This window comes from Bacillus sp. CPT56D-587-MTF, from assembly GCF_058792335.1.
Genome location: NZ_JBYTEF010000001.1, coordinates 3,842,447 through 3,855,865 on the forward strand (window position 1 = coordinate 3,842,447; position 13,419 = coordinate 3,855,865).

A 13,419-nucleotide genomic window follows, 5' to 3' on the forward strand; every position below is an offset into this window, starting at 1 on the left:
CTTTAGAAGGAGCTTTATTTCGAGTTACTCTCTATCCTCATTACGCTCTTGTTGTTTTTGCTTTGCCATGCGTTTTTGATACGCACGATCCTTCGCGCTCACATGATTTGCATCAGTTGGAAGATTTTCTTTCGAACGTCCAATTCCATTGCTCATCTTTCCCACTCCTTTTTACGTTTTTCAGAATACATGTTTATTTTCAGCTAGAGTTACAATCCTTATACAAAAAAATAAGAGCAGCCATTGGCCACTCTTACTCGCTCACATATTTTTGAAACATATCATGGATGCCTTTATTTACTAGGTTCGAGATCTGCTCGTCAGATTTATTCGGATAACGATCACGCAATCTGATAGATGCCTTCACCATTAAATTTTCTAATACAGAACGGCCACCTTCTCCATAAATAATTTCAGCATATTTAACAAGCCTTCCATCCTCTACTGTTGCTGGATTATGATTGAAGAAAAATTTACTCATTGTCTCCACCTCTCTCTTTTGATAACGTTTACATTTATATAGATTATTTATGTTATTTATTTCACAATATTGTATGCATGTATATTTAATTAGTTTCATTATAAAGCAACATATCGATAGTAAATATGTGATTTTCCGTCCATTTTGTGAACAAATTAAAAATGAAAGCGTTTCCTTTATTATATACTAAAAAAACTTACTACGCTAGGGGCAATTTTTTCAATCTACTAACCCCTCGAAAATTGATATATTTTTTCTTTTCCCATTAAACCTTATACAATTTTCAGAAATTATATTATAAAATATATGTATGACTTAAGGAGGCTTTGTATGAATCAAAATAAAAAAGCTATATTAGATCTTGTCTTTTATCTCGTAATCCCATTCCTCATTTGGAAATTTGCAAAACCTTATATCGATCCTTATTACGCGATGTTACTTTCCTCTGTTCCGGGGATTATTTATACACTGTATACCTTTAAAAAAGAAAAACAGTTTAACGTGACAGGGTTCTTTATTTTAATTACACTCATTTCTAATACAACGGTAGATTTATTATCTGGTTCAGCTGAACGAATGTTGTGGAATGATGCATATTATCACATCGTACTCGGTATTATCGTCATCTGTACAATTTTCATAAAAAAACCACTCATGTTATATTTCGCTGCGGATATTGCAGCGCTGCAAGGCCATGACCGCGATAAAAGTCGTGAACTGTATCGTGATAGTCGTATATATCCAGCACTGCAATATTTAACGTTATTTTTCGGGCTGCAATTTATATTAAAAAGCTTTTTAAAAATTTATTTCATCTCTGTTTTTGGTGTAGATGGCTATGGTGAAATGAGAGCGATTATGACCGCTGTAGGCGGGGGCATTTCTATTTGTATCGGAATAGGATTTGTATGGGTGAACAATAAAATACATGCCGTTACTGAGGAAAAAGAGTCTGTACAATAGAAAAAAAACTAGTTCCTTATTGGAGGCCACAGAAAAACATATGTGTAACGAATAGAGATGACTTTCCGTTCAAGTTTGAACAGAAAGTCATCTCTTTCTTATTATTTTTTATTCTTTTTCTTTCATTATAAAAATAGTCTTATTTGGCAAAATTCCTTTTTTGAAGCTTTTTTCATACCCTATAAATTCTCCATTCTATTTCCATGTTACGATATATTCTTTTTTCATCAGAAAATAGAATTTTTGCAATTCCGTCTTGTAAATTTACCCTATCATCCACTATGTGCTTCGCAAATTTTTTCTATTGGAGGCACTTTTTTATAACCATCAACACATTTTCCTTTTCCACTATTTACAAATTGTAACGTTTAATAATTATTTAAAATTATAACAGATTAATTATTTATTTTAATAATTTATTATAACGATTTTTCATTTTTCATTTTTATTTATATGTGATATTACTTTCAAAATTTTTATGAATCTTTCCATTTTCTATATACCACATTCCGCCGTAGGGTAGACTACCACGCATTCCTTCAAGAATAGATAGTCCATCAATTGACTCTCCTGCAAATTTTAACATGTGAGGGGTGGCTAATGATGAGAAACTAAAGGTTCTTTGTGCATTCCAATTTGTATCTTTATATAATCGACGACACATTTGAATCCAGCCTAACAAAGTCCCTGTAACAATCCATGCATCAGGTTCCCCATTTGTGAAACGTATTGCTGGACGTAACCATGAAGCAGCCTCTTCAGGCCAGTCTACTATATTTAGTACATAGCCTCCCTTTCCTTCGCTTCCTCCTTTTGTTTCCCATAATTCAGCTATAGCATAGGCTATCTCTTTCGAGACATTATCTCTCCCATGACCAATTGTAATGGATTCAATTGGTGGATGGACGGAGGTAAGTAAATTCATCAACGTACCCATTTCTATTTCTTTTTGTGGAATTAGAGATTTCAATTGTTTTAAAATTGATTTTTCTGTATTCTCAATCAAAGGAGAAAAAGAGTAACGTTTTATCTTAGACATTCTTATCATTCCTTTTTTTTAGTGTTTTTCCACTGCGCATATTTTTCTGGTAAACAAACTGCGCATGGACGATATCCAGCTGCAATTGCTGTTTTTTCATCAGAAAAAAATACTCGGTATTTTATATATCCTCCCTGCGCAATTGCACGTAACGCTGAGGGGCAATCTAGTTTTCCATATAACTTGCCTCGGCGGTATCCCCCTAGAGTCCCAGGTATATCACTAGTATAAATATCTCTATTTGAATCCATAAGAATATATATTTTTTTCTTGCACATGTAACAAACCACTCTTCTAATTTAATGTTTTTTGTATTTTTCGTAAAAATTCCACTACTTATTATTCCGTTCCAGATCTAACAGCGCCTCCTTCATTGTTCCCCTCCTCTATACCTTGTTAATGAACCATTTGTTCCGACTACATGGTGACCAGTACTGGATTTTCTCCAATGGCGCGAACGGTATAAGGTTTTTTAATACGGTTTGCTATGTCTGTATATGAGTATGTTTTCCCATAACGTATTTTATTTTGGACATTCGATTAATTCCTCGGCATATAGCTTTAACTTTTCATCTTTTTGAATTAGAACATCATTTAGAAGTCTCGTTTCAATCCAATTTGTAAGCTTATACAAAGATTCATTAAGTGAGCCAACATAACTCTCTTTTAGTAGTGGCAATATACATACTCCATTTGGAATACGTGACTTACAGGATGAAAGACAAATAAGCTTTGTTGTTTTTATTGCGTAATAAAATTCCCCATTGTATGATGCATCATTTTGTATGATAGCCCACCATCTCTCATCAGTTAAATTGATTTCGTCTATTGCATTTACAACTGTTGGCTTATTTTGTTTTCTCATGTAATCACCTCCATGGAAAACTAGTATAAACCCAGAATTCATCATTTGTACGGATTTGGGAATATAAGAGCAAGATTACAAAATCAAATAAAAGAAATTTATGATAAAAATATATTAGAGTTATGTATGAAAAAACAGGAGGAATTTGATGAAAAAGTATATTAACAATACTGAATGGGATGCTCCATATTTTATAGGTGATATAACTAGTAAAATATATTGCTTTCCATGGTGTGAAAATGTACAAAAAGAACAAAATATCACAGTATTCAAATCTAGAAAAGAGGTTATGCATTCTGGCTATCTCCCTTGTAAAAATTGTTGTTCCATTCTCCCACATGGTTCTTGGCAAGATTTTGAGCAAGAGATAAAATTATTCGTGCCTAAGGAATTTGCTTTCAAAGAGAACTTACAATACCTACAACGTTCTCCAAATGAATGTATGTATGACATTAAAGATGATAAGATCTATCGTATATTATCTATAGAACAAGAAAAACCATTAATTGAAATTAGCGCGGACGAAGAAGATAATCTTGTTATACGCTTTATAAATAATACAGTTATACAACCAAAATGGATTCGTGCGACGGTTGCTAGTTTTGTACGTGAATGGTTTGATTTAGACACTAATCTATCTCCCTTTTATGTTTTAGCTGAAAAAGATAAATTATTAAATACGCCTATCAAAGAGCACTATGGCTTACGTAATATGGGAATTCCCGATTTATTTGAAGCCTTATGTTGGGGAATTCTTGGACAGCAAATCACCCTCACCTATGCGTATACATTGAAAAGACGTTTAGTAGAAAATTTTGGTGAACATGTGGAATGGAATGGAAATAAATATTTGATTTTCCCACTGCCACAAAAGATTGCTAAATTGACTGTCGAAGATTTACTTCCATTAAAAATGACCATAAAGAAATGTGAGTATTTGATTGGTGTTGCACAACTTATGGTAGACGGAAAATTAACAAAACAATCCTTGTTACATACTAATGACCATAAAAAAGCTGAAAAACTTTTAGTTAGAATTCGTGGTACTGGTCCATGGACAGCGAATTACGTTCTAATGCGATGCTTGCGGTTTCCTACTGCTTTTCCAATCGATGATGTCGGTTTGCATAATGTAATTAAGCTACTCACAGGATCTGAAACAAAACCAACAAAAAAAGAAATTAAAGAATATGCTACCACTTGGACAAATTGGGAATCCTATGCAACGTTTTATTTATGGAGAACCCTATATTGATATATCATTTTCTACCATAGTTAAATATCAGGAGGATACGGATGAAAAATACAATTAGAACACAAATTTTTGAACTTATCGATCCAGAATATCAAAAATTTTCAGCAGCACTCATACCTAATATTGATAATGTTTTGGGTGTTCGACTACCCGAATTACGTAAAATAGCAAAGAAGATTGCAAAGGATGATTGGCGTACTTATCTAAAAACAGCCGAAGATGAATATTTTGAGGAAATTATGTTACAAGGTATGGTTATTGGCTATGTTAAAACGGATATTAATGACCAATTATCTTATGTAGCTTCTTTCATACCCAAAATAGATAATTGGTCAGTTTGCGATAGTTTCTGCATAGGACTTGAATTTACCAAAGAACATAGAGAGGCTGTATGGGAATTTTTACAGTCTTATCTTTCATCAAAAAATGAATATGAAGTTCGATTTGGCGTAGTTATGCTTTTAGACTTTTATATTGAAAATGGATATATTAGTAAAGTTCTAACTCTACTCGATAACACAAAACATAATGGTTTTTACGCAAAAATGGCTATTGCTTGGGCGGTGTCTATCTGCTATATAAAGTTCCCCGATTTAACATTGGACTATTTAAAACATAATACTCTCGATGATTTCACTTATAATAAAGCTTTGCAAAAAATTACAGAATCTTATCGTGTAGATAAAGAAACGAAAGCTCTCATTCGTAGTATGAAACGGAAACAATTTAAATAAATTAAAAATAATGACTGCAAAAAAACACAGAAAAAGCATTTTTCCTGTGTTTTTTATTTTCTTTTTATTCTGTTTTCTTGCAATGGACAAAAGAAGGTTTCCATTCTGACAAGTCTTGATAAACAAACGTTATATTGTCACATATTTTATCTGCGACTTCATACATATGTTCTATATCATTAGCCGTAAATAATATAGATCCTTTGCGTTGAGTGCTATCCACAATAGCTGGTATGATATCGCCCTCTTTTACTAATAGATCAATTAATACAACCTCGGACATGTTAGCTAACTCTTTATACTTGATTTCTTTTAAGCAACCTGGTTTTGGAATCAAGCTTAAAGACATGGCTTGACATTTTGAAGGTACACATCTAAATTCATCTATAGTCTCAGTAGCTAACGTATCAAAATAGTATCCAAATTGAGATATGCCCGTTGTTAGCTCCACCATTTTCCAAATATTTCCGCCACCTATTCTAACTTGAGACTCTATGATTCTTGGTTTATTGTGTTTGTCTATCTTTATTTCTGTATGAGTAATGCCGTTTTCCATTTGCATGTCGTCCAAAAATAGCATTACTTTCTCCATAATTAATTGTTTTTGAGATTCGTCTATAGGTGCTGGCATAATAGTATAGTTTATTATAAACGTATCTTCTTTAAATACTTCAGCTGATATAGCTAGTATAGAATGTTTTTTGTTATAAGAAACGGTTTCGACCGTATAAACTACATCACCTTCAATGTACTCTTCTACTAAAACCGGTAGTTGAATACCGTTATCTTTAATAAATACTCCTACATCATCTCCTGTATCTAGCTTGGATACTCCTTTACCACCTGCGCCAATCGGAGGCTTTATTATAATACTATCTTTTTTGTTCAAAAATTCATCAATGTCTTCAATAGTATTGCAAACTTTCGAGTCTATCGAAAAGTTTTTGCCTGCTAGCATTTCACGCATCATGTCTTTATTGCGCGTTATCAAATTGGCATTGTAAGAAGGTCCTTTAACATTAAAAATCTTTGCGATTATGCAAGCCGTATCTAAGGCTGTTTCGTTGAAAGATATAACCACATCAAATGGTTTCTCTTTGAATAATTCTTCAGCATAGTATACAGACAAGGGTATGTTTGTTGTGTCTATTTCTTTTTTATAGTAACACTTTTCTAAGATAGTTCCATCGAAATATATATGTTTAGCGTAAGATCCTATATATGAAACAGTATATCCACTGTCTAAAGCATCTTGTATTGGCTTTGTCCATCCCCCTATAAATAAAATGTGTGGTGTAGTATATTCAATGTCATTTCCTTTTGATACCTTATACATCATAATCATCTCCTCTAAAATGAACTCGTATATTCAATGTCATTTCCTTTTGATACGCCACGTCTTAACAAGGCCACTAAACACAATGTTGTTCCGAATCCTCCTATGAATAACGTAGTTTGAAGCCCAAATATAGAAACTAAAAATGCACTAGCAAAACTTCCTAATGCCCAAGCCCCCCAATTCAGCGTACGTTGTACAGCATTTACTCGGCCTAGCATGTGATTTGGTGAGGCAAGTTGTCGTATGGTTGCAGCGTAAGGGCCAAATACACCTTCTCCCATACCATGTATGATACTTGCAGCTACTATACCGTAAACGGTTCCCATATATCCCATTATCGGTATAAAGGCCAAACCAGTAACTGATACAGTAGCGCTATAAATAAGCATTTTTGTATTATTAATTTGTTGACTTTTTTTCATGAGAACCGTATTGCCTATTAAAAATCCCACTGCTGCTGAGCCTACAACAAACCCTATTTCAAGTTCAGATAGACCCATTACCTTATACAGGAATATTACTAAAATACTATTTAGTATGTATTTAAAAAAACCGTAAACAGCGCCACAGGTTACAATTGGTTCCAATACAGGGTGTTTTTTAAAATATACCAAGCCTTCATATATGTTTTGGTATATGGATTTTATATTTACGTCTTTTAAAGATCCATCTGTATGTGGTTTAAACTTTGAAATAAATAGTACAAATGCAAAACAAACAAAATACGTTACTGCGTCAATAGTGAAAGAGCCTGTTAATCCAAATAGAGTAATGATGATTCCTGCTAGCATAGGACCAATTACTACAGAAAGAGACTCCGAAAGAGCTAGTTGGGCATTTCCTTTTTTTAACTTGTCTTTATCTGTTACTATTTCCGGTAAGAAAGAAGGAACAGCAATGTTATAAAATGTAGTAAATATTCCATTTAAAAACATGATAAAAACTAATAAAGGGAACGTTAAAATATTTGTTACAGTCAGTATGAATACTGATAAAAATAATACTCCTTGACATATACTACAAATTAGCAAAACATTTTTTCTATGAAAGATATCTATCAAAGCACCGGCTACTAACCCGAAAATTAGGTAGGGTACAAATATAACCCCACGAAGCATGGCAGCATTTGCCTCGCTTGTTTGTAGCACCTCTAATGCAAAAAGAGGTAAAGCTACCATTGTAAGCTGGGTACCTAACAAACTTATTGATTGTCCTAGCCAAAGTTTGTGAAAATTAAAACGTTTGCTATCTTTCATAATAACCCCCCCATTAATTAATATTATAAACTACTAGGTTTACGATATAAGTAAGATCAGGCAAGACCTATTTTTTATCTAATGTCTATACCACAAAAAATTTGAAACCTATTATAACGTTAGGGCTCGAAACCCTTCTGGCTAATGAAAAGTTCATCTTCCGAAAAATACTGCCGCATTCGTTTATAAACCAATTGATAGACGGATGGATGATACCATTCTTCCATTTTTATACTTCTATATAAGGCTTGTAAGCCCATCCTGCTTGTTCGTTTACCACCGCTGCCGTCCCCCATAAAGTAATCGTCAATACATACTCGGTTAACCAAGGGGCGCAATATTTCTGCAAACCGCTCGCTACTTGGTAATATGGGTGCGATGGCAACCTGTGCAGGAATACCGAGTTCAGCAAGCAGTTGGAGTGTTTTAAGTCTTGCTGGAATAGGGGGAGCATATGGCGTAAAATGCTTGCGAATATCTTCCCTATCGGTCTCTACTGTCATACTCACTCGAACTTTTGTTCCTAACTGTTGCAGCATCTTTATATCCCTGCGGACAAGTGGGCTACGTGTTTGAACAAGCAAGAAGTCCGGGGGATTATCCACCATAATTTCCAGTAAAGACTGCGTAATTTTCTCCTTGTGTTCGATTGGTTGATAAGGGTCCGTACTGGATGACATGAAGATGGTGACTGGACCTTTGGCCTTAGCTCTAAGCAATTCTTTTTGGAATGTGAGTGCAGCATCTTTTTTAATATCTACCCATGTCCCCCATTCCGAGTTACGGAAAATGGAGACAGGCATTTGCCGCACATAGCAATACGAGCAGGCGAACACACATCCCGTATAGGGATTCAACGAATGACTATAACCGGACAAAAAACCAGTTCCCTTATTCAGCAGTGTTTTGGGCGTTTTATATAAATATTCGATTGTCATCCCCAATCACCTACTAAATCATATCTGGCGTATGGATTGAAGAAGAAGCAGCAATTCAGGATTGTTACATGCTTATAAAGATGTAATTTGAGTTTGGGTTTACTTCGCATCATGAAATATAACCCCCAGGCTATACCGCATTCCCGAATTGACGGTACCAACGCCGTGTCGCAGAGCCACCTTGTAATATCCACGCGCACCCAATACCGGTCGATATTGAGTTGGAAAAATGAGACCTTCACCTCGATTAAGCGTAATGACATGACCTCTGCTCTGTGCCCGTGGTCGTTGTTCAACGAGTAAAAATTCACCGCCTGTATAGTCTTCGTTCTGTTGGTTCAGAGTAAACACAACTTGAAAAGGGAAGAAGATATCCCCGTACAAATCCTGATGGAGGCAATTGTAGCCCCCTGCTTCGTATTTCAAAATTAGCGGGGTAGGTCGTTTCTGCCCCGCCTGGTGACATTGATCAAGAAACATTTCCAGGGTTTCTGGGTATTCGGGTGATTTATTTAACTGTTCCAGCCAACGATTTGCCGCTTTGGCTAACTCTGGGTACAAGTTATCACGGATTTGTTGTAACTGATCAGGAAGAGGCGTATGATAATATTTGTACTCCCCGATTCCAAAACGATATCGTTTCATGTCGATGGTCTTGCGATATAGTGATTCGTCTTCATAGTCTTGGATTAGACATGCACATGATTCCGCATTTAGAAGGGACGGCAGCTTGGCGTACCCCTGTGTGTCAAGCATTTGATGTAGCTCAGCCCAATTGAGTTTGGCTAAAGATACTATATGCTGGTCAGACATGTTGCAACTCCTTCCCACTGTTTGTAAAGCCTCGTTCAAGTTCCAGCAATTGCGTTTTCATTTCCATTCCGCCACGATAGCCCGTTAGCGATCCATTTTTTCCGATAACACGATGGCATGGAACAGTAATGAGGATTGGGTTCGCTCCAATAGCCCTCCCAATGGCCCGAACTGCAGTCGGTTTTTGAATTTGTTGAGCAATATCCGAGTAAGATCGAGTTTGGCCGTACGGAATATCACATAGTGCCTTCCATACCGCTTCCTGAAAAGGTGTGCCGTGATAAAAGATTGGAATGGTGAACCGATTAATCTTGCCTTGAAAATATTCAACAAACTCATCTGCAAAGGGTTGCAATTTTTCGTCATCTTGAATCAGGTCGTTTCCAGGAAAGTAATGATTTGCCCATTTCACCAATTCTTCGAATGGCTGATTTTGCGACCCAACAAAACATAGGCCATTATTTGTTGTGGCAATGTACATCTTCCAGTCTTCATAAGAAAACAAGGACCAATAGAGAGAACTTCCTTTTTTAGATGCCATTTGAAAACACCTCCTTCAAGTATTGTTTTTGCTGTCTACGGTAAGTTTCCGGCGTTTGTCCGGTTTTCTTCTTAAACAGCGTGATAAAATATGGTGTATTGGAAAGTCCGACAGACTCACCAACTTTAGAAACTGGGTCATCCAAAGTAGTCAATAACATTTTCGCCTTCTCTATTCGAACATGTTGGATGTAGTCCACTGGGGTCATGCCCTTGATTTTTTTAAAAGTTCTGTGCAAGTGATAAGGGGTTCCATGACTCAGAAGCGCAAGGACTTCAAGCGTCAATTTTTCATCGTAGTGGCTATCCACATATTCAGTTACGAAGGCAATCCACTCTTCATCGGGCATTCTTTGCCCGGTTGGCTTGCACCGTTTGCAGGGACGAAAATTTGCGGCTAGTGCTTGTTTAGTATTTTCAAAAAAGCCAATGTTTTCTCTTTTTGGTACCCTTGATTTACAAGAAGGGCGACAAAAAATCCCTGTTGTTTTCACTGCATAAAAAAAATGTCCGTCATAAGAAGCATCATTATCAACAACAGCCTGCCATTGTTCATCAGAAACAGGGATGGGTAGAAATGGATTGTCAGAGTCTGGTTGTTGATTAGTTTGGTTCGGATTCATTTTCCAATTGTATTTCATTTTGAATCACCTCTAGATTCAGTATAAACCTCTAAATCCTGTATTGTAAGCATTTCGAAATGTAATAGCAAGATAACGAAATTACAATGGCGAGTTGTTGCGTAATTATATGTATCCTGATTCATATGATTGGAGAAGATGAAAAACCAATGAAGCCAAGTATCAGGTTTGAATTTAACTCGTCACAAATATACACTCGGAGCAGATCATTTGTTGTATCATTAAAACCACCCGCTCATGACGGGTGGTTTTGATTAATTTAAGGCTTTGTCTACAGCGTTCACTATACTTATATAGTCTGATTCAATTTGTCCCTTGTCTTTGTGACACAGTGCAACAAATCCGATAGAGAAGCTATCAAATAAGTCTTTTGTTTGCTCTATATATTGCCCTTCTTGTATATTCATAGAAGAAAAGTGATAACTAGGTAAGTTTTTTATATCTTCTAACACTGAAATATCTTTAACAAATCCAGATTTCTTACATACTAAAAATACAATGGTTACATTTGTATTTAACGTATAGTCTTTTGATACTTCTTCATAGCAACCTGCCAGATATCGCACTGTTTTGTCTAGTGGACTATCACCTGTTGCTATTCTACAAAAATTAGGGTGACCTCCCCCATGTAGCCTTGCTCCTACCTCAATCAATCTCGGTCCGTCTTCAGTTAACATAAGCTCAAGGTGTGATGGCCCAAATTTTATACCAATTGCGTCTAGAGCTTGTTTAGCGTATTCTACTATATTTTCATAGTCTATCTCTTCTGCAGAAACCCACTCCATATAGTCATATATCGCCATTAAATTTCCATTATCAATCTTTTTATATCTACATATATCGCACACTACATGATTACCTTCATAACTGAAAAAATCAACTACGTATTCGACGCCTACTACGTATTCTTGTACTACTAACTCTTCATTTACTATATCTAATTTATTCATTTTTCCAAGAAGGTCATTAAAGACTCCTTTCCAGTCATCTCCATTTTTAACCCTCGTTACTCCATCTGTACCAGCACTTTTAGGGGGCTTTATTACAATATCCTTGTTTTTGATTATTTCTAACCAGTTCTCAACCTCAGTGATGTCATTTGTACATATCTGATTTATGGTTGATAAATTATTCGACACTAAAGCCTTGTGCATGTTCCCTTTATGTCTTCTTACTTCTATTAAGTGCTTATCATTTGAAAATGATGGAGTTATTATACTTGCCAAGGTTTCTGCCAGTTCAACACCAGGCTCAGCCCCTGCGATTATACACTTTGGATTTAATTTTTTAATAGTATCTACTAGCTTGTTTATATCACCATCATTAACAATAACATCAAAAAATTCATGTAGTTTTAAAGATGATTTATAGTTTTCTAACGGTTCTACTGTAGACATCAATGCAATAGGACACAGGCCAAAAGATTTTAGCGCTTCTGCGTACAAGGCTCCTGATGAATATGGATCAACAACTATAATTACATCTTTATTTGTAGTTAACATGTTAAATCATAGGCTTTTTTACAAAACCTTATCCATGAGTCATGAACGTCAGGCGATACCCCTCTAGCCCTTACCGCTGCATGCGTTAGTCCTTTTTCAATAACAAGCTCGGATTGTATATTATTTTCTTGTAGTCTGTTATGGTATTCCACACTGTCTATTAATAATGAGTCAACTTCAGCTCCCATGATATAGGCAGGCGGTAGGTTATGAAATTTTCCGTTTATTAAAGGTGAAACGAATACGTTAATCAGTTCATCCTGGTTTGCGTAACATGACGTATAAAATTCCATTTCTCCACCTGTAAGTAAAGGTGCATCCTCGCCACCGTGTTTCCATCTATGAAAATCTAATAGAGGACTTATTAGTGCCTGTCCTGAAATTAAAGGACCATTTCTGTCCCTACATAACATGCACAGGGAAACTATCATATTAGCCCCAGAACTTTCGCCGCATAATACTATATTTCCTTTTAAATTCAGCACTTCTTTATTGAGAGATATATAGTTAATAATGTCATAACAATCTTCTAATGCAGATGGGAACTTACTTTCTGGAGACATTCTAAAATCTGCTGCTATTGTGACCAATCCTGTATTACTGCAGAGCTCAGCAACAAGTTTATCGTGAGTCTCTAAATTCCCTAATACAAACCCGCCCCCTCTGATGTATACCAAAATCCCATCTTTTTTAATATTCTTTGGTGTATATATCCGCATTTTTTTTTCTACGTTAAAGTGTGGGACGATAACGTCTCTGCTGCTTACATCTGTAACCTCAGGCACCGGAAATGCCTCCCCCAATTCGGAGTAAAGAGCTCTCTGTATACTTACATCTTTTTTGTAAGAATCTGGAGGGTATACTGAATTTACTTTATCAATAAACTCAGATATTCCAGGTGCGTATTGTGGTTTAGAGTCGATTTTCATGTTTTACATTCCTTCTTTCTTAAATTTATATTTTCAAATAGTGTTTCTTACACACAATATTAGTTAATGTGATACCAATAATTTCACTTAAATCTAAATATTTATATTAGAACTTGTAAAACTA

The 13,419-nt window shown here is 35.5% G+C and carries 17 protein-coding genes and 1 pseudogene; 4 read left to right on the forward strand and 14 right to left on the reverse strand.

The window, feature by feature from the left end; translation table 11 throughout:
- Positions 1–24 precede the first annotated feature (24 nt).
- Both AC3WVZ_RS19760 and AC3WVZ_RS19765 read right to left on the reverse strand, forming a co-directional pair.
- Complete coding sequence (locus AC3WVZ_RS19760) at positions 25–156, reverse strand: hypothetical protein (protein ID WP_000064668.1); 132 nt, start codon at positions 154–156, stop codon at positions 25–27.
- Between the two features lie 97 nt (positions 157–253).
- On the reverse strand, positions 254–481 hold the full coding sequence (locus tag AC3WVZ_RS19765; protein WP_000032702.1) for a hypothetical protein: 228 nt from the start codon (positions 479–481) through the stop codon (positions 254–256).
- A 73-nt stretch (positions 482–554) separates the two neighbouring features.
- Between AC3WVZ_RS19765 and AC3WVZ_RS19770 the strand changes: the two genes are divergently transcribed.
- Positions 555–671: a hypothetical protein gene (locus AC3WVZ_RS19770; RefSeq protein ID WP_001987222.1), complete on the forward strand. Its 117-nt coding sequence runs from the start codon at positions 555–557 to the stop codon at positions 669–671.
- Positions 672–811: 140 nt separating this feature from the next.
- Entirely contained in the window at positions 812–1,444 is a 633-nt protein-coding gene (locus AC3WVZ_RS19775) for a VC0807 family protein (RefSeq protein WP_233935300.1), read from the forward strand.
- Between the two features lie 445 nt (positions 1,445–1,889).
- Here the strand turns inward: AC3WVZ_RS19775 and AC3WVZ_RS19780 are convergent, their stop codons facing one another.
- The 4 genes and pseudogenes from AC3WVZ_RS19780 to AC3WVZ_RS19795 all read right to left on the reverse strand — a co-directional run.
- Complete coding sequence (locus AC3WVZ_RS19780; RefSeq protein ID WP_000034918.1) at positions 1,890–2,483, reverse strand: hypothetical protein; 594 nt, start codon at positions 2,481–2,483, stop codon at positions 1,890–1,892.
- A 5-nt stretch (positions 2,484–2,488) separates the two neighbouring features.
- Positions 2,489–2,761, reverse strand: a complete 273-nt coding sequence (locus AC3WVZ_RS19785) for an Ada metal-binding domain-containing protein (RefSeq protein ID WP_000335142.1) — start codon at positions 2,759–2,761, stop codon at positions 2,489–2,491.
- 139 nt (positions 2,762–2,900) lie between these two features.
- On the reverse strand, positions 2,901–3,005 hold the full coding sequence (locus AC3WVZ_RS19790; RefSeq protein ID WP_077393201.1) for an MGMT family protein: 105 nt from the start codon (positions 3,003–3,005) through the stop codon (positions 2,901–2,903).
- Between the two features lie 169 nt (positions 3,006–3,174).
- Positions 3,175–3,348, reverse strand: a pseudogene (locus tag AC3WVZ_RS19795) (Ada metal-binding domain-containing protein); the annotation flags it as partial.
- Between the two features lie 148 nt (positions 3,349–3,496).
- On the opposite strand from AC3WVZ_RS19795, the gene AC3WVZ_RS19800 reads away from it, so the two are divergent.
- Both AC3WVZ_RS19800 and AC3WVZ_RS19805 read left to right on the forward strand, forming a co-directional pair.
- A complete protein-coding gene (locus AC3WVZ_RS19800; protein ID WP_142408060.1) occupies positions 3,497–4,603 on the forward strand; it encodes a DNA glycosylase in 1,107 nt (368 codons plus the stop codon).
- Between the two features lie 41 nt (positions 4,604–4,644).
- Positions 4,645–5,337, forward strand: a complete 693-nt coding sequence (locus tag AC3WVZ_RS19805; RefSeq protein WP_233935302.1) for a DNA alkylation repair protein — start codon at positions 4,645–4,647, stop codon at positions 5,335–5,337.
- Positions 5,338–5,401: 64 nt separating this feature from the next.
- On the opposite strand, the gene AC3WVZ_RS19810 is transcribed toward AC3WVZ_RS19805, so the two are convergent.
- From AC3WVZ_RS19810 to AC3WVZ_RS19845, 8 genes are all read right to left on the reverse strand, one after another.
- Entirely contained in the window at positions 5,402–6,673 is a 1,272-nt protein-coding gene (locus tag AC3WVZ_RS19810; RefSeq protein WP_000278929.1) for an ATP-grasp domain-containing protein, read from the reverse strand.
- Positions 6,674–6,687: 14 nt separating this feature from the next.
- Entirely contained in the window at positions 6,688–7,932 is a 1,245-nt protein-coding gene (locus AC3WVZ_RS19815) for an MFS transporter (protein ID WP_000655288.1), read from the reverse strand.
- Between the two features lie 119 nt (positions 7,933–8,051).
- Positions 8,052–8,870, reverse strand: coding sequence for an SPL family radical SAM protein (locus AC3WVZ_RS19820; RefSeq protein ID WP_000151596.1), 819 nt, complete (start codon positions 8,868–8,870; stop codon positions 8,052–8,054).
- A 99-nt stretch (positions 8,871–8,969) separates the two neighbouring features.
- Positions 8,970–9,683, reverse strand: coding sequence for a 2OG-Fe(II) oxygenase (locus AC3WVZ_RS19825; protein WP_001283443.1), 714 nt, complete (start codon positions 9,681–9,683; stop codon positions 8,970–8,972).
- The gene (locus AC3WVZ_RS19830; protein ID WP_233935303.1) at positions 9,676–10,224 is read right to left on the reverse strand and encodes a methylated-DNA--[protein]-cysteine S-methyltransferase; all 549 of its coding nucleotides are present in this window, start codon (positions 10,222–10,224) and stop codon (positions 9,676–9,678) included. Before AC3WVZ_RS19830 ends, AC3WVZ_RS19825 begins: the two co-directional genes overlap by 8 nt.
- Entirely contained in the window at positions 10,214–10,864 is a 651-nt protein-coding gene (locus AC3WVZ_RS19835; protein WP_000876844.1) for a bifunctional transcriptional activator/DNA repair enzyme AdaA, read from the reverse strand. Before AC3WVZ_RS19835 ends, AC3WVZ_RS19830 begins: the two co-directional genes overlap by 11 nt.
- 254 nt (positions 10,865–11,118) lie before the next feature.
- Positions 11,119–12,366, reverse strand: coding sequence for an ATP-grasp domain-containing protein (locus AC3WVZ_RS19840; RefSeq protein WP_142408063.1), 1,248 nt, complete (start codon positions 12,364–12,366; stop codon positions 11,119–11,121).
- Positions 12,360–13,295: an alpha/beta hydrolase gene (locus AC3WVZ_RS19845; RefSeq protein ID WP_000687286.1), complete on the reverse strand. Its 936-nt coding sequence runs from the start codon at positions 13,293–13,295 to the stop codon at positions 12,360–12,362. The genes AC3WVZ_RS19840 and AC3WVZ_RS19845 overlap by 7 nt, the downstream gene beginning before the upstream one ends.
- Positions 13,296–13,419: the final 124 nt, after the last annotated feature.